The following is a 20,898-nucleotide window of genomic DNA, read 5'->3' as shown; positions in this document are numbered from 1 at the left end:
AAAAAAGCCCCGCTCTAGCACAGCAGGGCCCTAGACGCTTTGGTGGAGAAATTAAAAAATCGAAGGGCCGTCAGGCTAGAAACGCATGGTGGCGCGCATAATGCCGTACAGACCGGTGTTGTCGGTGGTGGCTCCGCCGCCGACAAACTTGGCGTCGCCATAGACAATCGCCGGAGTCAGGCTAATAAACCGGTTGAGGGGGAAGTCGTAGTAGCCCTCCACCAAAAATGGGTTGTCGCTGCGGCCAGCTAGCTGTGGCAGCTGAGTACCGTAAATGCCCAATTGAGCGCCGGGAACCAGTAAGTCATTAAACCCCAGTCCCGCACTCCAGCTAAAGTCATTACCGCCGTTGAAGGTCTGGTATGCACCGTGACCCGCCACAAAGAAGTTGCCGAAGTTGAGACTCAAAAGCCCGGCAAAGGTATCGGTTGCCCCAGGGGCGGCCTGGGTACCCAGGTTATTGATGGCAAAGATGTTGGAGCGATCGTTGTGCATATAGGTGACTGCTGCACGGAAGAAACCGTCGGGGAGGAAATTGAGCTGAGCGATGTAGCTCTGTCCCTGGGCGGCAAAGAGACCAACAGCGGGGTTGGTCGCGCCAGGATTGCTGGCGGTGTAGCCCAGATCCAGCGCGATGCTATCGGTGAGGTTGAAATTGATCCCTAGTCCAGCACCGTTACTGGAGCTGGCCCCGGTGTTGTAAAACTGCGGTTTACCGGCATCGGCCACTGAGCGGCCGTGGTACGGCACAATGGTGCTGGTCACCCAGTCGTTTCCTGCGCGGCCCCGGGCGGCGGCGGTGACGGTGATGCGGTTGCCCAGGGGGAAGCTGTAGAACAGGTTGTCCATCTCAACGTTATAGTCCCCGGCTCCGCCCCGGTCTAAGCCGTTGAACGGGGTGAGAAAATTGCCGCTGCGGGCCTGTAGCCGAATGCGCAGGCGATCGCGTCCGGTGAAGCTCGAGTCGAACACCAGCCGCGCCCGTGAGGCGACGCTGGTGCTGGTTTCGCGCACCAGGGTATTACCGGCCGCGTTGACCACCTCGAAGGTGTCTAAAGGTACCCCCAAGTGGGTTGCCACCTCGCCCCGCAGTTTGGTCGTAGTGGAGAATTGTTGGGCCCGCAGGGTAGCGGTCTCTGCTTCCAGGGCATCGACCCGGCCGCGCAGGGTAGCCAGTTCAGCCTGAAATTCCTCCTGCAAACGACGAATGGTGGCCAGATCGTCGGGGTTGATGCCAGTCTGGGCAATCAGAGCCGCAATCACATCCAGACAGGCATTGAGGCCGGCCGCAAACTCAAAGCGGGTGAGGCTGCGCTGCCCGCGGAAGGTGCGATCGGGGTACCCCTGGATGCAGCCGTAGTTTTCAACCAGGCTTTGCAAAGCCTGAAAAGCCCAGTCGGAGGGCAGCACATCGGTTAGCTCCGAAACGCTGGTAATCTGGGCTAGTTGCACGGCCTCAGGGGCAAGATTCCCCGCGCCCAGGGGAAATTCAGCGGCCACCGCTACCCCGGCGGGCAGGGGCGCACAGAACATTGCCGGAGCTACACCCCGGCCAAGCAAACGCAAAACGTTCATTGTTTAACACTCCTCAAAACAAGGCGCACAACACCGCAGTCAGCCCACGCATAGCCGTGACTTGGACTGGGGAATGGCGCTGACACCAGCATCGGGCTATTGAATCCATTTGTCAATAAGCTGTTACAAGAAAATAGGACTATTACCACTAGGGTCGCCTGTTGAAAAGCTCACGGTCTTTCCTCGTCATACCTCACAGGAGAATCTGGGGCGGCGATCGCCTGCTCAGAGGCTATGGCTAATGACATTCTGGTTCAATAACATGGGTGGGTGTGGGATTAGGCTACCTGCCGCAGAGGCTCTGCCCGGCGGCGGTTACAACCTCTGGGCTAACGGGGGCGATCGGGTTCCATCATTGGAACTGTGCACCCTGGGGCGGTTCGCCCTAGTCCCGCTTGGCAAGAATGAAACTACCTTTGTCGAGGTATCAGGTGTCAGGCGTCAAGACTGACGGGCTGACTTAAGCCATCGAGTACTGGGCAAAACCTTGGGGGTTCGCTCCCTCTAGGGGCTGATTTAGTCGAGGACTGCGGCGAGTTTTTGGTCCCGAGTTTTCAGTACTGAAGTATGCTTTGCAGAGAGTCCCTGCGGGCTGGTGGCCTGTTCCCTGTCCTGGCTCCCCGCCGTCCTCGGTCCACCCCCTTTCCGCCGCAGATCTGAGTGCTGACCATGAACATTCTCAACCTGCTTACCCGCCTGCTGCTGTGGCTTGGGATTGGCTACTTCCTGTGGTGGATTCTGAGGAAATTCATTCCGGCCAACTTTCTCACCTGGTTTGGCGGAGCAATGATTTTGGCCCTGATCGCGGCGGCGTTCTTGTTTCCCGAAGACAACACCATTGGCGTGTTTTGGCGATTCCTGGCGTTTCCGCTTACCCCTCTGGGCGCGGCGATCACGCTGCTGGCGCTGTCGATGGGGGGCGGTTTCGCCAAACAGGGACCGCGCATGGTGACCGTAGCGCTGCTGATTTTGTTTGTCAGCAGCATGCCCCTGGTGGCGCGGGCGCTGGTGAACAACGCCGAACAGTCGGTACAGCGGGCTTACCTGAGCCAGCGACGCCTGTGCAGCGATATTTGTCCGGCGATCGATGAGGTGCCCGTCGACCGCGCTGTCTCCCTGGTGGTGATTGGCGAAAATGCCGACGCCTTCCGTCTCACCAATGCCCTCAACAGTCGCATTGACGCCGATAGCCCCCTCGACCCGACCCTGGTGGCCCGGCTCAACAGCACCGCCAACATCTACAACCGCATTGCCCTGGCCCGCCCCTTTGTGACGGTGACCGCCGGGCCGCGCTTTGGCACTGGCGAGGAGCGGGAACCGCTGCGGCAGGCCATTCGCCAGCAGTTGATCAGCCGGGGGGTGCCCCCAGAGAGCATTCGGGTGCAGGATTCAGGTACCGACGTCCGCGCCACGGTGGTCGATCAGCGCAACTTTTTGACCGAGCAGGGGCTGTTTACAACCCCGGCCCGGGTTGGGGCCTTTGACACCACCCGCAACAACCGCGATGCCAACCGGGTGGTGCTGGTCGCCCCCGCCCTGACCATGCGCCGGGCTGCCCTGGCCTTTGAGAACGAAGGCATTCAGGTGGTGGCGGCCCCCACAGAGCTTTACAGCACCCCCGGCGAAGTGGGGCGCGACACCCTGGCCCGCCTGGCCGACCTGGTGCCCGACGTCAATGCGCTGGCGCTGACCAGCCGCTACTGGAGCGAATTGCTCAGCGCTGTCTACTACTACCTGCGGGGCTGGCTGCCGCCCTTTACCATGCAGTGGGAGCAGGTGGTTGAAACCCTGCCCTAGGGCTGTCATCAATTAGCTGCCAAACACCCATAGCTACCCAACACCCAAAAATAAGGGTTACAGCCCCTAGCCTGTCGTTTGGGTCGGACGTGGCAAAGCTTAGTATACCGAGCTTTTAGCCACAATTATTGACACGCTCTAGGGCGTGCCCGGCTGAGATGGGGCTGCTCAAATTCGTCTAGGATAAGGGGGCAATTAGGGCAGAGGCTATGGCGCGATCGCAGCTACAAAAACTGGGCACCTACCTGCGGCCCCACTGGCACAAGGCCGCGCTGGGGGTAGGGGCGCTGTTCATCGTCAACCTGCTGGGGGTGTGGATCCCGCTGCTGATTCGCAACGGTATTGACGAGCTGCAGGTCACCTTTAGCTTCAATCGCATCCTGTACTACGCCCTGATGGTGCTGATTCTGGCCTCGGTGATGTGGGTGATTCGCATGGTGTCGCGCATCACGCTGTTTGGCGTGGGTCGCCAGGTGGAGTTTGACCTCAAGCAGCGCATTTTTGAGCACCTGCTGCGCATGGAGCCCGCCTACTTTGGCCGCAATACCGCCGGAGAGCTGATCAGCCGCGCCACCAGCGATGTGGACAACATTCGGCGGCTGCTGGGGTTTGCCATTCTGAGTTTGGCCAACACCCTGTTTGCCTACGCCCTCACAGTGCCGGTCATGCTGTCGATCAACGTGCGGCTAACGCTGATCTCGCTGCTGGTGTACCCGGTGATGCTGGTGCTGGTGCAGAGCTTTAGCAACCGCCTGCGCGATGAGCAACTCGCCGTACAGGAGCGAATCTCAGACCTCAGCGACCTGATCCAGGAGGACATGAGCGGCATTTCGCTGATTAAGATCTACGCCCAGGAGGACAACGAGCGCCGCGCCTTTAGCCGCCGCAACACCAGCCTGCTCGAGGCCAACCTGAAACTGGCCCGCACCCGCAACACGCTGTTTCCCCTGCTGGGGGGGCTGGCCAGCATTAGCCTGCTGGTGATTTTGGCCACCGGGGCAGGGGCGATCGCCGATGGGGTACTCACCGTGGGCGACTTTGTGGCGCTGCTGCTCTACGTAGAGCGGCTGGTGTTTCCCACGGCGCTGCTGGGCTTTACCATCACCGCCTACCAGCGTGGCGAGGTCAGCATCCAGCGGGTCGAAGAAATTCTCGATGCCCAACCAGAGGTCCAGACCGCCCCCAGCGCCATTCCCCTACCGCTGACGCAGGTGCAGGGCACCCTGGAGGCCCGCCTCCTCAGCTACGCCTACCCCGACAGCAAAACTCCCGCCCTCGACGGCGTCAGCTTTAAAATTGCCCCGGGGGAGCAAATCGCGATCGTAGGCCCAATTGGTTCGGGCAAGTCTACCCTGGCCAACGCCCTGCCCCGCCTGCTCGACATTGGCCCCGGCCAGCTTTACCTGGATGGCTATGACATCACCGAGCTGCCGCTGGCAGATCTGAGACGGGCGATCGCCTACGTCCCCCAGGACAGCTTCCTGTTTAGCACCAGCATTCAAAACAACATCCGCTACGGCGAACCCACCATGGAGTTCCCCGAGGTGCAGTACGCCGCCAAACAGGCGCAGATGGACGAAGAGATCGCCAACTTTCCCCAGCAGTACAGCACCATTGTCGGGGAGCGGGGCATTACCCTCTCCGGTGGCCAGCGCCAGCGCACCGCCCTGGCCCGCGCCCTGGTGGTCGATGCCCCCATTCTGGTACTCGACGACGCCCTCTCCAGCGTGGACAACCGCACCGCCACCGCCATTCTCAAGGAACTGGCGGCGGGCACCCAGCAGAAAACGGTGCTGTTTATCTCCCACCAGATGTCCGCCGCCGCCACCGCCGATCGCATCTTTGTCATGGACCGGGGCCGGATTGTGCAGCAGGGCCGCCACCGCGACCTGGTCCAGCGGCCTGGCCTCTACCGCAACCTCTGGGAACAGCACCAGCTCGAATCAGTGTTGCAGTGAGCACCTGGTCAGCAGGGTTCGGCGCGCGATCGCACTAGAGAACAGAGCTAGCTTGCAGGCGCTCCGCCTCTGGCATACCTGCCTATGACTCATGGACATACTGGAGAACAGCTGCTATGAACCGCTGACTGAAGTATATTCCTGCCGCTTGCATTGCATCTAGTAAAGGCTTAACCGCCTCAATTTTCCCCTGCTGTTTTGCCTGAATTAATAAACCTACTGAGCCCGTCACCTTAATTTGCAACGATTCAGCAACCTTACGCCCCGTCAATTCATCCATTAGCACCAGGGATGCCTACCGTTCCAGGGCCAGGGCAATCACCTCAGCTTCCCCGCGGTCTAGGGTAGGTAACAGTAGCCGCACCTGCCTTTCAGATTGCAGCCTTTCCACCCGAATCCAGGTTTCTTTGGCCAAACTAACTTGACCCAATGCCGGGCCTTGATAGTTTGTCACTTCTTCAGCTACGGCATTTGGGATCACCAATTGCTTAACAACATCTTGCAGAAGCGAAAGCTTACCAATGCGGGCGAACGCAATAAGTGGTGTGGCATTACGGTGTGGCATTACTAATAATGCTAGCCATCGCCTACAAGCTCGGCGATACCCGCTAAATCGGTGCTGAGGGCAGACTCATCATAGTCAAAGGCGACAATTCCTCTCTGAGCCAAGAGATCCATAAAGGCCAAGCGGTTCAAGCCTGCCAATTCTGCGGCTTTACCCAGGGACAGCTGCTTCTCTTGGAAAAAAGCGATCGCAGCCAGTAGCCGAATCCGATCGCCTAAATCAGTTGCCCCCATCTTTAGAGCGGCCAGCACATCTTGTGACACTTCCAGCGTAATTGTTTCAGTACCCATGACGTTCGGCATTCGACATTTAGGTTTGCTAGAAATTTGCTAGAAACGCGATCTCCTGCGCCCATCAATTCTGCACTCAGGGTAGCAGGTTGGCCAGCGCTATCAGTAGCGTGAGCTATCGCCGCTATTCCTGACGATTGCGATCGCTTGAGTCGTCGCCTGAAGGGTTTAGCGCCTTGCGGGTCAGGCTGGTAGTGTACCACCCGGCTGAGAGCGCCAGCGCTACGCCGCCGCCCTGGAGGGCGAGGTTGCTGGCACTCAGCTCATCTTGAAACAGGGCCAGGCCCAGGGAACCCAGGTAGACGTACAGCGTGATCACCGGCAGCATGCCTACCCATGAGAAAAAGCAGTACTGCCAGAAGTTAACTCGGGTACAGCTAAAGCCGTAGTTGAGAATGTTGGACGGCACCAGGGGCGACAGCCGCGTCAGCAGCAGAATTTTCCAGCCTTCCTGGCCGACAGCGTGATCGAGGCGGGAAAAGTTTGGTTTTTTTCTGACCCAGCGCTTAATCCGATCGCGGGCCAGCGTTCGCCCCACCCCATAGCAGGCGATCGCCCCCAGGAGGTCGGCGACGGAGGCCACCGCAATGCCCTTCAGCCCAAAGACAGCCCCCGCCACCAGAATCAGCACAATGTTGGGTAAGCCCACCACCGTCGCCAGCACGTACACCGCAATGAACGCGGGTATGGCCACGGGACCCAAACCCGAAAGCCAGTTGTAAGCGCCCACAAACCAGTCTTGCAAGGGGAGTTGGCTACCCAGCAGCGCCAGCCCCAGGCCACCGAGCACCAACAGCCAAAACCTACGGCTTCGGAAGATTGTCAATTTCATGTCTAGGTGAAGCTCAGACCGATGCCGCCTGAAGAAGTTGAAGATGCCTGATCGTAGTCAGCGATCGCCCGCTTCGCCGTCTGCCTGAGGATGCGTCATCGCCAGGCTGGGGGTACTCCCGCCGTGCCCCTAACGTCTACCCTCCCCCCGGACACACTAGTCCCTGGGCAGATGTGTCCCGCTGCGGCCCATGCCAGGATGATGGGACTGTAAGGGTGGGCGACTATGGCACTTGACGGCGTTATTTTAGATATTGATGGCACCCTGGTTTTGAGCAATGACATCCACGCCCAGGCCTGGGTCGAGTCCTTTGCCAGCCACGGCTATGACGTGCCGTTTGAGCAGGTGCGTCCGCTGATGGGGATGGGGGGCGATCAGCTTTTGCCCACGCTGATGGCCGAGCTTAGCGAAGACCAGGAGCCCGGCAAAACCATCGCCAGCGACCACAAAGAGCTGGTGCTGACCAAGTATCGCCCGCAGCTCAAACCCACCGCCGGAGCACGGGAGCTGGTGCAGGCGTTAATGGAGGCTGAGTTTCGGGTGATCGTTGCCACCTCCGCCAGCGATCGCGAACTGGAGGTCATGCTCAAGGTCGCCGAAGTGGACGATCTGCTGCACGAAACCACTTCCTCCAGCGAGGCGGAGAACTCCAAGCCAGCCCCCGACATTGTCCAGGCTGCGCTGAAAAAAGCCGAGCTTGACCCCGGTCGCGTCGTGATGCTGGCCGACACTCCCTACGACATTGAAGCGGCTGGAAAGGCCGGGGTAAAGGTGATTGCAGTCCGCTCCGGTGGCTTCAGCGACGAGGAGCTGGCGGGGGCGATCGCCATCTACGACGATCCCGCCGATCTGCTCCACCACTACGATCGCTCCCCCCTAGCTCAGGCCACAGCGGTTTGAGGCTTAGGCGATTGGCCGTCGAGCCCTCTCGTTCCCCAGGTAGCCGTGCCCAGGTGTCGCTCAGGCAACCAAATCCCTACCGGGACAGCCTGGGAATCCGGTAGAGTAGCCTAAACCCCTAAACCGCTACCCATGACCGCGACCAAACTCAAGCCCGACTGGGCGGGCGACGACCTGCTCTCCCGCCTGGTTAACCGCGCCATTCAAACCCCGCTTCTCTACGCGCTGATGAAGCGCCAGGCCCGCCAGGTGATGATCAAAACCGCCGAGAAAAACGGCGTGCCCTGGCGGCAGACCTGCGCCGAGCTCGACACCCCCGCCATGCGCCAGCGGCTAGAGGCCCTGACCAATCCGGCTGTGGTCTATCCCGACTATTACCAGGTGCCCTTCCATGCCTACAGCGAGGGTAACCTCTGCTGGCAGGCCGCTTTTGAAGCCGCCCCCGCCACCTATGCCATGGCCCTGAGGGTTTGGCCCCAGGACAATCTCTCCTGGCAAGCAGCCCAGGAACGGCTGCGGCAGAGCTTTCTGACTGTGCTCAACCAGCACCGCCCCCCCCAGGTGCGCGACATTCTCGATCTGGGCTGCTCAGTGGGCCTGTCCACCCTCAGCGTCCACCGCCACTACGCCCCGAAAAGTGATCCCAACCACCCCCTGCGCACCGTGGGCCTCGACCTGTCGCCCTACATGCTGGCGGTAGCCCAGACCCAGGACACCCAGGGCGAAATTTCCCAGTGGGTCCACGCCGCCGCCGAGGCGACCGGCTTTGCCGCCGCTTCCTTCGATGTGGTCACCATGCAGTTTGTCGCCCACGAACTGCCCCGCACCGCCACCCAGGCCATCTTTGCCGAAGCCCTGCGGGTGCTGCGACCGGGCGGGGTGCTGGCGATTGTGGACAACAACCCTCAGTCGCCGGTAATTCAGTCGCTGCCCCCCGTCCTGTTTACCCTGATGAAAAGCACCGAACCCTGGAGCGACGACTACTACACCTTTGATCTGGAGGTGGCGCTGAGGGAGGCGGGGTTTGAGACGCCCGTGATGGTGCCCAGCGATCCTCGCCACCGTACGCTGGTGGCCCGAAAGGGCGGGTGAAGGGGTGCGGGGGTGAAGGGGCGATTTTGAACTCCGCGCAGCGGCATGAGCCCTTTGGAGCCGACAAAACCCATCTGGACACCTGTCCCCGTAGAAATGCGGGTAGAATAGGCTCAGTGCTGGCGTGGCATGACGCTGCCCTGAAACGGGTTTGGCGATCGCAACGTCAGTTTGCCGGTCGCCATCGGCACAGCCTCAATCAACGGCAGGATAAACCATGGGTGAATGGCTCGATCACAGCGTATTGGTAGATGTCGATGTGCCGGTAGAAACCTCCTGGGATTTGTGGTCTGACCTGGAGCAAATGCCCCGCTGGATGAAGTGGATCGACTCCGTCAGAATTTCTGAGGCCGACCCCGATATTTCAGAGTGGAAGCTGGCCTCGCGGGGGCTGGAGTTTACCTGGCGCTCCAAAATTACCAACCTGGTCACCCACCAAATTATTCAGTGGGAGGCGATCGACGGCCTGCCCAACCGGGGGGCCATTCGCTTCTACGATCGCAAAGAAGGACAGTCCACCGTCAAACTCACCGTCTCCTACTCGGTGCCCGCCGTAATCAAGTGGATGGATGGCCTGTTTTTGGGACGCCTGGTCGAGGCTACCCTGCAGGACGACCTCAACCGCTTTCGCGATTACGCTATGGCGGCTAAGCAGTCCCCTTCAGCCTAGGGGCGATGGGCCTTTCGGCAGAGCAAACCCCGACCCCAGCCCTGGCGGCGGGGTTTCAGCAGAGCTGGCAGGCCCTGACCGATGCCCTGCTGCCGCTGCCGGGCGATCAGCGCCGCCACTATGCCACCCTGCTGCTGGCCCGGCTGATTGCCGTGGGAGCGCTACAGCAGCGGGGCTACCTGGGCGGTGACGAGTGGTACCTGCACAACCAGTTTGGCCAGAGCCAGCAGCGCGAGCTGAATCGGTTTTTCGCCCAGGTGTTTCAGCCCCTGTGCCAGCAGGGGTTTACCCTGCCCGCCGAGGAATGGCCGCCGCTGCTCCACCAGCGGCTGGGGGCGCTGCCGTTTGTGCCCACGGGGCCGTTTCGGTTTACGGAGCTAGACCAGCGCTGGGGCCACCTTCCCCTGCCCGACGCCGCCTTTGAACCGGCCCTGAACTGGCTGGCCGACCTGGCGGCGGTGGCCCCAGAGGGTCTCGATGGGGGGCTGGGGGTGCTGCTGGAGCAGGTGGTCAATGGCTACGGCGGGCCGGGGGTGGCAACGCCCGCCCCGCTGCTGGCGTCGCTGTGCGATCGCACCATTCACGCCACCCTGCTCGATCGCGCCGCCGCCCTCACCGGACGCCGCCACCGAGACACCGACGAGCTGCTGCAGGACCTCGCCCCCGCCGAAGCTGGGGCACTCCTGGCCGAACTGGGCCAGCTCACCCTGCTCGACCCCGCCTGCGGCTCGGGCCGCCTGCTGGTGGCGGCGCTGCACCAGCTGCTGGATCTGGCCCAGCGGCTGCGGGCGATCGCGCTTCCCAGCGGGGATAAGGCTGTACCCAGCTGGGCCCACCTGCCCCCAGCCGGGTCATCCCTGAGCCCCAGCGTCGGCCTCTACCAGCACCTGGCCAACCACGCCCTCTACGGACTCGACCTGTGGCCCCCGGCGGTGGAGCTGACTCGGCTGCGGCTGTGGCTGGTCGGGGTGCAGCACACCCGTCGCCCCAGCGAGCTGGCCAGCCTGCCCGATCTGACCCTGACGGTACTCCAGGGCAATGCCCTGGTCGGGTTGGTGCGGGTGGATGACGAACGCTTTGACCAGGTGCCCGCCCGACGGGGGGCCAAGGCCAAAACCCCAGCGTCTGAAACCCTGCTCCAGGGCAATCTGCTCCAGCCGCTGATCGCCGACAGCTACCAGTCGGTGCTGGCGGAGCGCCAGGTGCGGCTGGAGCACTACCGCAGCCAAACCCAGCTGCTGGCCGAGGTGGGCAATGTACCCGCCTACGCCCAGGCCGACTTTCTGCGCGATCGCCTCGACGAACTCAACGCCATTGCCCACAGCAAACTCACCCACCTGCTGTGGAGCGAGTGCAGTCAGCAGCTCAGCCTGCGGGTCCCCGACCCCAACGGCAGCCGCCCTACCCGCCCCCTCAGCCAGGCCGATATCGAGGTGGCCCAGCCCTTTCACTGGGGGTTCTACTTTCACCACCGGCTGCGCGACCAGGGCGGCTTTGACATCGTGCTGAGCCACTTTCCCTCCGGGGTGGTCGAGGCGTCCAAGGCCGAGTTTGTGGAGCGCTACGCCAGCCTGTTTGAGCAAAAAAACGTGGCCCCATCCACCTTTTTGCACAACCAGCAGTCGGTGCTCACCATCGACCCTGACCTCACCCAGGCCTGGGCCGAGTACCGGGGGCAGGTGGCCTGGGTGAGCCAGTACCTGCGCCGATGCGACGCCTACCCCCACAGCAGCCAGGGGGGGGAGGGCCAGAGTCGGCTGTACTGGTCGCGGCTGTTTCTAGAGCGAAGTTTGCAGCTGTTGCGCCCCGACGGGCGCTGTGCCGTCCTGCTCGACCCGTTCTGGGCTCAGCGCAACAGCGCTCCCCTGCGCCACTGGCTCCAGCAGCAGACCGACCTGGCCACCGTCATCGACCTCTCCAATCACCAGGGGCTCTGGGCCCACGCCCCTGGGCGCACCACTCTTTGTGCCCTGTGGCTGCACCACCGGGGGCCAACCCGGGCCTGCCCTTACCGCGCCTACGCCAAACCCGACAACGCCCTAACCCCGACGGCCCTGGGGGATGTGCTGCAGCGCCTGATCGACCCGGCGAAATAGGGCGGTCAGATCCGCCGAGTTGTCGAGCACAACGTCGGCCTGGGCTACTTTGGCGGCCAGGGGCATCTGGCTCTGGATGCGGGCGTTGGCCTGCTCCAGGCTCAGACCGTTGCGGGCCATCAGCCGCTGGCGCTGCACATCCTCCGGGCAAGTCACCACCCAAATTTCGCTCACCTGGTCGGTCAGGTTGGCTTCAAACAACAGCGGAATCACCTGTACGACGATCGCCGCCGTCCCCAGCTCCGCCATCGCCGCCGCAAAGTGCTGCCGCACCACCGGGTGAATCTGCTGCTCCAGCCAGGCTTTTTCGGCGGGGTCGCCAAAGACAATCTCCCCCAGCCTGGCGCGGTTGAGCGTGCCATCGCCGTGGAGCAGCGCGTCACCGTAGCGAGACACAATCGACTCCAGGGCGGCGGTGCCTGGCTCCACCGCTTGGCGGGCGTAGAGGTCGGCATCGAGCACGGGCAGGTGGTGCACCCGCGCCAGGTAGTCGGCGACGGTTGACTTGCCGGTGGCAATGCCCCCGGTGAGCCCTAGGATGCGCTGGCCCATGCGGCGATCGCCTCCGTCAGTCCGTCCAGGGTGTACTCCGCCGGCTCAATGTCCACCCGGCCCAGGAGTTCGCGGCAGGTGTCGGAGGTCTTGGGGCCAATGGAGGCGATCGCCACGCCCTTGAGCACCCCGCGCCAGTCTGCCCCCAAGCCCTGCTCCAGCAGCTGGGCGGTGTGGACAACGGTTTTGGAACTGGCGAAGGTGATCACATCGACCTGGCCCCCCTGGAGCGCCTGGAGGGCCGCTGGATCCGGGACCTCCGGGCAGCCCGTTTCGTAGGCCGCCACTTCCACCACCTCGGCCCCGGCGGCGGTAAACTCCTGCACCAGCACCTCTCTGCCGCCGCGCTCCACCCGGGGGAACAGCAGCCGCTGCCCCGCCACAGGTTCAGGAAAGTGTTTAACCATCGAATCGGCCACAAAGTCGGGCGGGACAAAGTCCGGCACCAGTCCTCGCTGTTTAAGCACTGCCGCCGTTTTGCGGCCCACCACGGCAATCTTAAGCCCGCTCAACGCCCGCAGATCCTGACCCCGCTCCAGCAGCCGATCGACAAAGAAGGTGACGGCGTTGGCCGAGGACAGAATCAGCCAGTGGAAGGTGGGCAGGGCTGCGATCGCCCCATCCAGCCCGGCCCAGCTCGACGGGGGCCGCAGCTCCAGCGCTGGCAGATCGACCACCGTAGCGCCCTGGGCCGTAAGCAGATCGGCAAAGGCGCTGGACTGCTCCGTAGCGCGGGTGATCAGGATGGTCTTTGGGGTGAGGGGTTGGGGGGTGGATGGGTGGATGGGTGGATGGGTGGATGGGTGGATGGGTGAAGGGGGGTGAGGTGCGTAGGGTGCATTGGCGGAGCAATGCACCGCCAATGTCTCTGTATCCCCTCCTGGGAGGGGCAGGGGTGGGGCTCCAAAAAATTTTGAATTTTGAATTTCAACGCCCCCCAAATACCGCCGCAGCCGCACCACCTCCCCAAACACCATTACGCAGGGGGAGAGGATTTCGCCCCGGGTCACCTGGGCAATGGTCAGCAGCGTGCCCTCCCAGACTTGCTGCTGGGGATGGCCGCCCCAGCGAATAATCGCCACCGGCATATCGCCCCGGCAGCCGCTGGCCCGCAGACGCCCCACGATCTCCTCTAGATGGCGGCTGCCCATCAGCACCACCAGGGTTTTGAGGCGGGCCAGGGTACCCCAGTCGAGCAGGTCGGGGTTGTGGGCGGTAACCACCGCAAAGCCGTGGCTCCACACCGGGTCAGTGAGGGGAATGCCCGCCAGCAGCGGGGCAGCCAGGGCCGAGGACAGGCCGGGCACCACCTCCACCGGGCAGCCCGCCTCCCGCAGTGCCTGCACCTCGGCGGCGGTGCGACCAAAGATAAAGGGGTCGCCACTCTTCAGCCGCACTACCCGGCGACCGGAGCGGGACAGCTCCACCAGCAGCCGGCTGATCTCGTCCTGGGCCGGGCTGGGCTGGCCGCCGCGCTTGCCCATGTCAATGCGATCGCACCCCTGCGGCAGCAAAGCCAGCAGCCCTTCGTCCACCAGGGCGTCGTACACCAGGCACTCCGCCTGCTGCACCAGGGCAAAACCTCGCAGGGTGAGGTAGTCGAGGCTCCCCGGCCCCGCCCCTACGATGTACACTGGCCCCGGCTGAATCATGGTCAAAACGGCTGCGACGTTTACAAGCGGTGAGTATCCCCCACTCTAAAGCCTAGAGTACCTTGCCCACAGCCCTCCAGCAGTGCTACCCCCAACGGCGGCTGGATAGCATCGATACAGAAGGCGGATTCAAGGCAGCTTTGCTCGGCTTTAGACTGGTGGAACAGCCTGGGGGAACAGCCCACTCCACAAAAGATTGCTTAGCCGCACCATGGCTATCGCTATAAGACGACGGGAAAGCTATATGCTTTAACCTCCCCGGCCTGAAAACCCACCCCTGAGAGCAGTACTTACCCAAGCGATCGCATGACCACTGGCCCCATTCGCCTCCTGATTGTCGAAGATTCCCCCGTTGCCCTGGCCATTCTGCAGCGCATGTTGCGCAGCGCCCCGGATATGGAAGTGGTGGGGGTAGCTCGCAACGGGCAAGAGGCGCTGGCGATGATTCCCATGGTTAACCCCAGCCTGATCTGTACCGATCTGCACATGCCCAAAATGGACGGGCTGGAGCTCACCGCGGAGGTGATGGCGCGCTTTCCCTGCCCGATTCTGGTGATTAGCGCGTCGGTGCGAGAGGACGATACCCAAACCGTGTTTCGCATTTTAGAGGCCGGTGCCCTCGATATTTTTCCGAAACCCCGCGCGGGTTTAGACGCCGAGTACGAGCAGGTTAAAACCGATCTGCTGGCCAAAATTCGGGTACTGGCCGGGGTGTCGGTGTTTACCCATCGACGGCGCGGCCCCTCCCCAGGGGCGGCGGCCCCTCCGCCCAGGCCAGCGACATTGCCCAGGGAAACTAAAAGTCCCCGGCTGGTGGCCATTGGGGCCTCCACGGGCGGCCCCCAGGCGCTGCTGACGATTTTGCAGTCGTTGCCCAAGACGCTGCCGGTACCCATCCTGTGTGTGCAGCACATCAGCGACGGCTTTTTGCAGGGCCTGGTGGACTGGCTGGACAGCAGCTGCGAACTGCGGGTGGCGATCGCCGCCCCCGGCGACCTACCCCAGCCGGGAGTGGTGTACTTTCCGCCCGAACGCCACCACCTGGAAATTGGCTCCCAGGGGCGGCTGGTGCTGACTCCAGGGGCCCCGGTGGCGGGGCACTGCCCGTCGGCCACGGTGATGTTTAAGTCGGTGGCGGCCCACTATCGGCGAGCGGCGGTGGGGGTGTTGCTCACGGGCATGGGCCGCGACGGGGCCGACGGGCTACAGGCCCTGGCCCAGGCCGGCGGTCTCACCATTGCCCAGGACGAAGCCAGCTGTGTCGTATTTGGCATGCCCAAGGAGGCGATCGCCCTGGGGGCCGTCCAAAAGGTTCTGCCGCTGAATGCGATCGCGCCCTATCTGCTGGCCCAGGTCTCGCCCACGCTGCCCAGCTAGAGCCGTACGCCCCACGGCCCGTCCTCGTCAGCTGGATAGACCCCAGGGCGCTGCGTAGTTTCTCGGGGAGCTGAGGAAATTACGTAACTTTGTGTACAAGTGTTAATAAGTCATTCCAGCGGGGAAAATTGAGGTCGAGAGGCTCCTGCTGCCCGGCCCAAGCGTGCTTACAGAGCCTGACTTAGAGCCTGCCAATCCAATAAAACGGTGGCCTGGCCTGCTTCCCAGGCCAGGCCACCCATGGTTCCTTAGCCGCCTCTGGGGTCAAGTCGTCCGTCGATTTCCCTGGGATAAGGGCCGCCTTTGACATCGTCACATCGTGCAGGGCGGCCAGCCCCACCTGCGCAACTTAGGGAGCTACCAACCAATGGCCAACACCGAACATCTGAACATACTGAACAAGGGCGTTGAGACCTGGAATGCCTGGCGCCTTCAAAATCCTGGTGTTCGGCCAGACTTTCAGGGGGCAGATTTAGGGCGGCTCTATCTGCCTGGGGTAGACTTTCGGCACGCCAATTTCTATGAGGCCAACCTGCGGGAAAGCGTCTTCACCCAGGCCAACTTTGAGTCCTCCACGCTGTACCGCTGCGACCTGTGCATGGCCGACCTCAGCAGCGCCAACCTCAGCATGGTGGACTTCTACAAAACTAACCTCTACACGGCCAACCTCAGTAACGCCAACCTGCGGCATTCCCACTTCTACAAAGCCGACATGCAGGAAACGCTGCTGACCGATGCCGACCTGGGGGAATCGAATTTCTATGAAGTTGACATGCGAGAGGTCATTCTCCAGTCGGCCAGCCTGGTGAGGACTACGTTTTACTACTCCAACCTGTGTAACGCCAACCTGTGCCAGGCCAATTTGAGCTGCGCCAGCCTGATGGGAGCCAATATGGCCAAAGCCAACCTGCGGCGGGCCAGCTGCGTGGGTACCAACCTGTTTCGGGCCGTGCTGGCGGGGGCCGACTTGACCGAAGCCGACCTGCGCGAGGCGGTGCTGCGGTTGGCCGACCTCAGCAATACCTGCCTGGAAAACGCCAACCTGTTTCGGGCCAATCTGTCGGAGGCCTGCCTCGACTACGCACAGCTGGCGGGGGCCAACTTTAAGAAAACCAACCTGTGGCGCGTCAACCTGGGACAGCTCATCCTCACCCACCCCGGCCACGACCGCGATGCCATCACCGTCGACTCTAGCGCTTTGAACTAAGCTATGGACGACCCCAATCTGAAGCGTATCAGCAGTCTGATCAGCCGCCACTCCGGCATTCACATTCGCGACCAGGACTACAGCCTGCTGGCGGAAAAGGTGTGGCGGCGGACCAAATGCTTGGGGTTGTCCTCCCTGGCCGATTACTATACCTGTCTGCTGCAGGAACTGGAGCCGAGGGCAGGGGCTTGGCCCGGTGTCGCTGGCCTGGGGGGCGATCGCTCCGAGTGGCAGGAACTGTACTCAATTTTGACCGTTAACGAAAGCTACTTCTTTCGTGACAGCAATCAGTTCCGGTTACTCACACAGCACCTTCTTCCCGAACTGATTGGCCGCAAGCAAGCTGCCGCTGGTCCGGGGGGCAGACCCAGCCTGCGGATCTGGAGCGCTGGCTGCTCCACCGGGGAGGAGCTGTACTCGATTGCGATCGCCCTGGATGAACTCAACTTTCCCTGGGACCATTGGGATACCCTGCTGATCGGCACCGACCTCAGCCCGACTGCGGTAGACAGCGCCCGCCTGGGGCTCTACGGCAACTGGTCATTTCGGCAGACGCCGATAGCCCTGCGGCAAAAGTACTTTGCCCCCCACCATCAGGTAGACAAGATTTGCGATCGCCTGCGGCAGCGGGTGATCTTTCAGTACGGCAATCTGCTCCAGGATGCCTGTCCCAATCCAGCCCAGGGGCTGTGCGCCATAGATTTGATTTTTTGCCGCAACGTTTTTATCTACCTCGATCGCCAGTCGATTGGCCAAATCCTGCAAAAATTCCACGGCGCCCTGGGAGCTGAGGGCTACTTGATCACCGGCCATACCGAGCTCTACAGCCAGGATACCAGCCAGTTCCAGACCCTAAGTTTTCCAGAGTCAGTCATCTATAGAAAGCCATCCAGGCCAGTACCGATGGTGACTCAGCCGGAGCCCCCGCCGCCTGAACCGGCTCTCTCCCTCCCCCGCGCTCCAGAACGGCCGCGATCGCTCGCCCCCAGGGTGACTCAGCCGACGGCTCGGCCCAAATCCAGGGATACCGGCCTGGCCCAGCATGATCTGGAAAAAGCGCTACAGGAGGCGGAGGGACGGCTTCGACAGGAAGCTTACACCAGCGCCATTCAGCGGGCCGAGGCCATTTTGAAAGCTCACCCCAGCTGCGATGCCGCCCGCAAAATTGCCGCCCATGCCTACGCCAACACCGGCTGCCATGAACAGGCCAAGAATCTCTGCCTGCAAATCATTCGGCGTCAGCCGCTGAGCGTCGAGACCTACTACCTGTTGGCCCAGATCGCCGAGGATCAAAACGACCTGGAAGCCGCCAAAGGGCATTTACGAAAAATCATCTATTTAGACGCCAGCTTTGTGAAAGCTTACCTGGATCTAGCCAGCATCTACGAGCGCGAAAATCAGCCCGACAAGACTCAAAAAATTCACGACCAGGCCCTCAAGCTACTGGCCAAACTGCCCCCCGATACTCGCCTTGATCGCGACAGTGACACAACCGTCGCCCAGTGGCAGACGCACCTCAGCCAAAAGGTTGGGGCTCGGGAGGGTTAGCGAAGACGACCCCCTCGTCCTATCAATCGCTGCGCGCTAACCCCGCCCGTTTTCCCGTCCAAATTCTGGTCAGGTCCGAGTTTCAGCACTTTTGTTGAAATTAATTGCTGCCCGTTCGCCTTTCTCGGGAATGCTAAGCCGAACGGTGCTGCGGTCTGAACCCAGCGCCCCTCTCGATCGGCAAAAAACTGAGCCTGCCCCAACGTTTTTCCCAGCTATTTCGCTATGCCCTCAAAGTCTTATCTGCTGTTTACCCTGGGCGATACCCCCTACGGACTGGCGGCAGATTGTGTCAAGGAAGTCTTTTTGCTGCCCGCCCTCACCTCGGTGCCCGACGTGGGATCCGAGGTGGCGGGCGTGCTCAACCTGCGCGGGCAACTGCTGCCCGTTCTCAATCTGAAGCGGTATCTGGGCCACCCCGGCGAACCCAACCGCCTGAGCCAGGCCGTGGTCCTGGTGCAGCATGACGACCAGATGGTGGGGCTGGTGGTTGACCAGATTCAAAACGTAGCGACGATCGCCCTCGACCAGATCACGGTGACCGCCACTACCCCCTACATCGGGGATACCCAGGCTTCCCTTACCGCCGGGCTGGCCCAGATTGGCGACAGGGTGATTGTCCTGCTCAACCCCCAGGTGCTGGGGCAGGGGGCGGCGAGGGTGGCCCCAGAGGCCCCCGTCGCCGAGGCCGGGGTTCCGCTCGACCGCTTCATGGCGCAGTTTACCCCAGCTGAGCAGCAGGTGCTGCGCGATCGCGCGGCCGGGCTGGCACAGCTTTTGGCCACCGATACTGTCTCCTCCGATCTGGCTGCCCTGGCGGTGATCAGCCTGGCCGGGGAGCACTTTGCCCTGGGGCTGGAGATGGTGCACGAGTTCACCAACATCTCCCGGATCACGCCGATCCCCTGCTGTCCGCCCCACGTGGTCGGCAACATGAATCTGCGGGGCGAGGTGTTGACCCTGGTGGATGTGCGGCGTTTCCTCAACCTGCCCCAGACCACCGCCAATCGGCCCGCCAAAGCCGTGGTCATGCGGTTGGGGTCGCTGGTCGCAGGGGTAGTTGTCGACGATGTTTTTGACGTCATCTACGTTGACGCCGCCGATATTGCCGCCCTGCCTACCACCGTTCACTCCAGCGAAAACCCCTACCTCGGAGGCATCGCCCGCTACGGCGATGCCATGATGAGCCTCCTAGACTTGCCCCGGCTGCTGACCCAGGGTGAGCTAGTGGTCGATCAGGCGGCCTGATTCCCCCGGGGCGATCGCCCGTTTTTACCTTAGCCTCTACCCTTGCCACCCCTACGGAGATTCGCCATGAAAATGCACAAGATTTGGAAGCTGCGCCACTGGATTGTACTGGGCTATGCCGTCCCGGTTGTAGCGCTGATTCTCTCCGCTGGGGTCACGGTGGTCAACGTGCGCCAGCTTGCTCACATCTTTGAGGAAGTCAAACAGGCGCGGGAGAACAAGGAAAAAATTGATCATGTCAACCTCAATGTTCAGATCATGTCCCGCGCTACCCGGGGCTACCTGCTCCAAAGAAACCCGACCTCTCTGCTGGATTTTAACAAGGCCAAAACCGACTACACGGCCCTGATGGATGAGCTAAATAATCAGGTCACCAATGAGGTGCAGCAGCAAAACCTATCTGAGTTAGAGTCGCTGATCAACCAGTTCATGGATGTGCACCAAACCATGATCAATCTAGTCAATGCCAACCAGAGCCAGGAGGGCGTACAGGCCTGGCGCGAGAGCAATGGTCGCGCCCTAAATAGCCAAATTGACAGTTTGATTTCGACGATGGAACAGATCGAAGACGAGATTGTCGCGATCGACGAGACCCGTCAAACAGCAGCCCTGCGGAGTCTGCAAGCGACCCTGATCGGTGCCGCCGCGCTGTCGGTCATCCTATCAACGCTGATCGGCACGCTGATTGTGCTCAAGGCCTCGCGGATCATGAACGGGGCTGCTAGCGATATCGCCAGTTCGGCCAGCGAAATTGCCGCCAGCGTGGAGCAGCAGGAGCGCACCAGCAGCCAGCAGGTGGCCTCCGTCAGCGAAACCAGCACCACGATGGATGAACTGGGGGCCTCCTCGCGCCAGTCGGCGGAGCAGGCCGAAGCCGCCGCCGCCGGAGCCCGGCAGGCCCTGGCCCTGGCCGAGAGCGGTACCCTGGCGGTGGAGCGCAGCCTCGACGGCATGACCGCCCTGCGCGAAAAGGTGGATGCGATCGCCGATCAGATTCTGCGGCTCAGCGAGCAGACCAGCCAGATTGGCGGCATCTCTGGCCTGGTCAGCGACCTGGCCAACCAGACCAACATGCTAGCCCTCAACGCCGCTGTGGAGGCGGTGCGAGCGGGTGAACACGGCAAGGGCTTTGCCGTGGTCTCTGGAGAAATTCGCAAGCTGGCCGACCAGAGCAAGCGCTCTGCCGAAAAAATCAACGCCCTGGTGGCCGACATCCAAACCGCCATCAATTCCACTGTCATGGTCACCGATGAGGGCACCAAAAAAGTGGAAGAAGGGGTCAAAATTGCCGAAGAAACCGCCGATACGTTTGCCGGTGTTGCCGATGCCGTCAACCATGTCGTGCTCAACAGCCAGCAGATTTCCCTCAACGTCAAGCAGCAGGCGGTGGCCATTCAGCAGGTGGTAAGCGCCATGAACAGCCTCAACACTGGAGCCCAGGAAACCGCCAACGGCATCAGTCAGATCAAAGTGGGCACTCACCAGCTCAACGAGAGCGCCCACCAGCTCAAGGTGGCGATTTAGCCCCGACGACCCCAG

General features: G+C 61.9%; 18 protein-coding genes. 11 read left to right on the top strand and 7 right to left on the bottom strand.

All coding sequences use genetic code 11. The features are described from left to right. Positions 1-75 precede the first annotated feature (75 nt). Positions 76-1,575 carry an iron uptake porin gene (locus NF78_RS24225; protein ID WP_081972890.1) on the bottom strand — a complete coding sequence of 500 codons (1,500 nt, stop codon included), beginning with the start codon at positions 1,573-1,575 and terminating at the stop codon, positions 76-78. Between the two features lie 669 nt (positions 1,576-2,244). On the opposite strand from NF78_RS24225, the gene NF78_RS24220 reads away from it, so the two are divergent. Both NF78_RS24220 and NF78_RS24215 read left to right on the top strand, forming a co-directional pair. Continuing rightward, a complete protein-coding gene (locus tag NF78_RS24220; RefSeq protein WP_035992458.1) occupies positions 2,245-3,372 on the top strand; it encodes a YdcF family protein in 1,128 nt (375 codons plus the stop codon). A 209-nt stretch (positions 3,373-3,581) separates the two neighbouring features. After that, positions 3,582-5,330, top strand: a complete 1,749-nt coding sequence (locus tag NF78_RS24215; RefSeq protein WP_035992456.1) for an ABC transporter ATP-binding protein — start codon at positions 3,582-3,584, stop codon at positions 5,328-5,330. An 82-nt stretch (positions 5,331-5,412) separates the two neighbouring features. Here NF78_RS24215 and NF78_RS31995 read toward each other — a convergent pair whose 3' ends face one another. From NF78_RS31995 to NF78_RS24200, 4 genes are all read right to left on the bottom strand, one after another. After that, entirely contained in the window at positions 5,413-5,610 is a 198-nt protein-coding gene (locus NF78_RS31995; RefSeq protein WP_197064955.1) for a DUF3368 domain-containing protein, read from the bottom strand. Between the two features lie 15 nt (positions 5,611-5,625). Further along, positions 5,626-5,895, bottom strand: coding sequence for a hypothetical protein (locus tag NF78_RS31990; RefSeq protein ID WP_197064954.1), 270 nt, complete (start codon positions 5,893-5,895; stop codon positions 5,626-5,628). A gap of 11 nt (positions 5,896-5,906) precedes the next feature. Then, complete coding sequence (locus tag NF78_RS24205; protein ID WP_197064953.1) at positions 5,907-6,197, bottom strand: UPF0175 family protein; 291 nt, start codon at positions 6,195-6,197, stop codon at positions 5,907-5,909. Positions 6,198-6,309: 112 nt separating this feature from the next. Continuing rightward, on the bottom strand, positions 6,310-7,017 hold the full coding sequence (locus NF78_RS24200; protein ID WP_052050904.1) for a TVP38/TMEM64 family protein: 708 nt from the start codon (positions 7,015-7,017) through the stop codon (positions 6,310-6,312). Between the two features lie 225 nt (positions 7,018-7,242). On the opposite strand from NF78_RS24200, the gene NF78_RS24195 reads away from it, so the two are divergent. From NF78_RS24195 to NF78_RS24180, 4 genes are all read left to right on the top strand, one after another. Continuing rightward, positions 7,243-7,917 carry an HAD family hydrolase gene (locus NF78_RS24195; RefSeq protein ID WP_035992453.1) on the top strand — a complete coding sequence of 225 codons (675 nt, stop codon included), beginning with the start codon at positions 7,243-7,245 and terminating at the stop codon, positions 7,915-7,917. Between the two features lie 132 nt (positions 7,918-8,049). Then, a complete protein-coding gene (locus NF78_RS24190; RefSeq protein WP_035992450.1) occupies positions 8,050-9,009 on the top strand; it encodes a class I SAM-dependent methyltransferase in 960 nt (319 codons plus the stop codon). Positions 9,010-9,226: 217 nt separating this feature from the next. After that, positions 9,227-9,679, top strand: coding sequence for an SRPBCC family protein (locus tag NF78_RS24185; protein WP_035992447.1), 453 nt, complete (start codon positions 9,227-9,229; stop codon positions 9,677-9,679). A gap of 5 nt (positions 9,680-9,684) precedes the next feature. Beyond that, complete coding sequence (locus tag NF78_RS24180; protein WP_035992444.1) at positions 9,685-11,775, top strand: hypothetical protein; 2,091 nt, start codon at positions 9,685-9,687, stop codon at positions 11,773-11,775. On the opposite strand, the gene coaE is transcribed toward NF78_RS24180, so the two are convergent. Together coaE and cobA are read right to left on the bottom strand one after the other, a co-directional pair. Next, positions 11,719-12,327, bottom strand: a complete 609-nt coding sequence (gene coaE / locus NF78_RS24175; protein WP_035992441.1) for a dephospho-CoA kinase — start codon at positions 12,325-12,327, stop codon at positions 11,719-11,721. The genes NF78_RS24180 and coaE overlap by 57 nt on opposite strands. Then, positions 12,309-13,979 carry a uroporphyrinogen-III C-methyltransferase gene (gene cobA / locus NF78_RS24170; protein WP_035992438.1) on the bottom strand — a complete coding sequence of 557 codons (1,671 nt, stop codon included), beginning with the start codon at positions 13,977-13,979 and terminating at the stop codon, positions 12,309-12,311. The genes coaE and cobA overlap by 19 nt, the downstream gene beginning before the upstream one ends. A 306-nt stretch (positions 13,980-14,285) precedes the next feature. Between cobA and cheB the strand changes: the two genes are divergently transcribed. The 5 genes from cheB to NF78_RS24145 all read left to right on the top strand — a co-directional run bounded on the left by cheB (position 14,286) and on the right by NF78_RS24145 (position 20,883). Next, positions 14,286-15,356: a chemotaxis-specific protein-glutamate methyltransferase CheB gene (gene cheB / locus NF78_RS24165; RefSeq protein ID WP_035992435.1), complete on the top strand. Its 1,071-nt coding sequence runs from the start codon at positions 14,286-14,288 to the stop codon at positions 15,354-15,356. A gap of 367 nt (positions 15,357-15,723) precedes the next feature. After that, entirely contained in the window at positions 15,724-16,563 is an 840-nt protein-coding gene (locus NF78_RS28570; protein WP_081972979.1) for a pentapeptide repeat-containing protein, read from the top strand. Positions 16,564-16,566: 3 nt separating this feature from the next. Continuing rightward, positions 16,567-18,111 carry a CheR family methyltransferase gene (locus NF78_RS24155; RefSeq protein ID WP_035992434.1) on the top strand — a complete coding sequence of 515 codons (1,545 nt, stop codon included), beginning with the start codon at positions 16,567-16,569 and terminating at the stop codon, positions 18,109-18,111. A gap of 225 nt (positions 18,112-18,336) precedes the next feature. Next, a complete protein-coding gene (locus tag NF78_RS24150; RefSeq protein WP_035992431.1) occupies positions 18,337-19,359 on the top strand; it encodes a chemotaxis protein CheW in 1,023 nt (340 codons plus the stop codon). A gap of 66 nt (positions 19,360-19,425) precedes the next feature. Beyond that, a complete protein-coding gene (locus tag NF78_RS24145) occupies positions 19,426-20,883 on the top strand; it encodes a methyl-accepting chemotaxis protein (RefSeq protein ID WP_081972888.1) in 1,458 nt (485 codons plus the stop codon). Positions 20,884-20,898 lie beyond the last annotated feature (15 nt).

The sequence above is a fragment of the Leptolyngbya sp. KIOST-1 genome, from assembly GCF_000763385.1.
Taxonomy (GTDB): Bacteria; Cyanobacteriota; Cyanobacteriia; order Phormidesmidales; family Phormidesmidaceae; genus Nodosilinea.
The sequence above is the reverse complement of the archived record's forward strand: the minus strand, read 5'-3'. Positions and strand labels throughout refer to the sequence as shown.

Bases quoted from the DNA above. Each gene is read 5' to 3' on its own strand.
- cheB (WP_035992435.1), top strand. From the start codon at position 14,286: ATGACCACTGGCCCCATTCGCCTCCTGATTGTCGAAGATTCCCCCGTT.
- NF78_RS24200 (WP_052050904.1), bottom strand. From the start codon at position 7,017: ATGAAATTGACAATCTTCCGAAGCCGTAGGTTTTGGCTGTTGGTGCTC.
- NF78_RS24150 (WP_035992431.1), top strand. From the start codon at position 18,337: ATGCCCTCAAAGTCTTATCTGCTGTTTACCCTGGGCGATACCCCCTAC.
- NF78_RS31990 (WP_197064954.1), bottom strand. From the start codon at position 5,895: ATGCCACACCGTAATGCCACACCACTTATTGCGTTCGCCCGCATTGGT.
- coaE (WP_035992441.1), bottom strand. From the start codon at position 12,327: ATGGGCCAGCGCATCCTAGGGCTCACCGGGGGCATTGCCACCGGCAAG.
- NF78_RS28570 (WP_081972979.1), top strand. From the start codon at position 15,724: ATGGCCAACACCGAACATCTGAACATACTGAACAAGGGCGTTGAGACC.
- NF78_RS24205 (WP_197064953.1), bottom strand. From the start codon at position 6,197: ATGCCGAACGTCATGGGTACTGAAACAATTACGCTGGAAGTGTCACAA.
- NF78_RS24145 (WP_081972888.1), top strand. From the start codon at position 19,426: ATGAAAATGCACAAGATTTGGAAGCTGCGCCACTGGATTGTACTGGGC.
- NF78_RS24195 (WP_035992453.1), top strand. From the start codon at position 7,243: ATGGCACTTGACGGCGTTATTTTAGATATTGATGGCACCCTGGTTTTG.
- NF78_RS24215 (WP_035992456.1), top strand. From the start codon at position 3,582: ATGGCGCGATCGCAGCTACAAAAACTGGGCACCTACCTGCGGCCCCAC.
- NF78_RS24220 (WP_035992458.1), top strand. From the start codon at position 2,245: ATGAACATTCTCAACCTGCTTACCCGCCTGCTGCTGTGGCTTGGGATT.
- NF78_RS24180 (WP_035992444.1), top strand. From the start codon at position 9,685: ATGGGCCTTTCGGCAGAGCAAACCCCGACCCCAGCCCTGGCGGCGGGG.
- NF78_RS24225 (WP_081972890.1), bottom strand. From the start codon at position 1,575: ATGAACGTTTTGCGTTTGCTTGGCCGGGGTGTAGCTCCGGCAATGTTC.
- NF78_RS24155 (WP_035992434.1), top strand. From the start codon at position 16,567: ATGGACGACCCCAATCTGAAGCGTATCAGCAGTCTGATCAGCCGCCAC.
- NF78_RS24190 (WP_035992450.1), top strand. From the start codon at position 8,050: ATGACCGCGACCAAACTCAAGCCCGACTGGGCGGGCGACGACCTGCTC.
- NF78_RS24185 (WP_035992447.1), top strand. From the start codon at position 9,227: ATGGGTGAATGGCTCGATCACAGCGTATTGGTAGATGTCGATGTGCCG.
- NF78_RS31995 (WP_197064955.1), bottom strand. From the start codon at position 5,610: ATGGATGAATTGACGGGGCGTAAGGTTGCTGAATCGTTGCAAATTAAG.
- cobA (WP_035992438.1), bottom strand. From the start codon at position 13,979: ATGATTCAGCCGGGGCCAGTGTACATCGTAGGGGCGGGGCCGGGGAGC.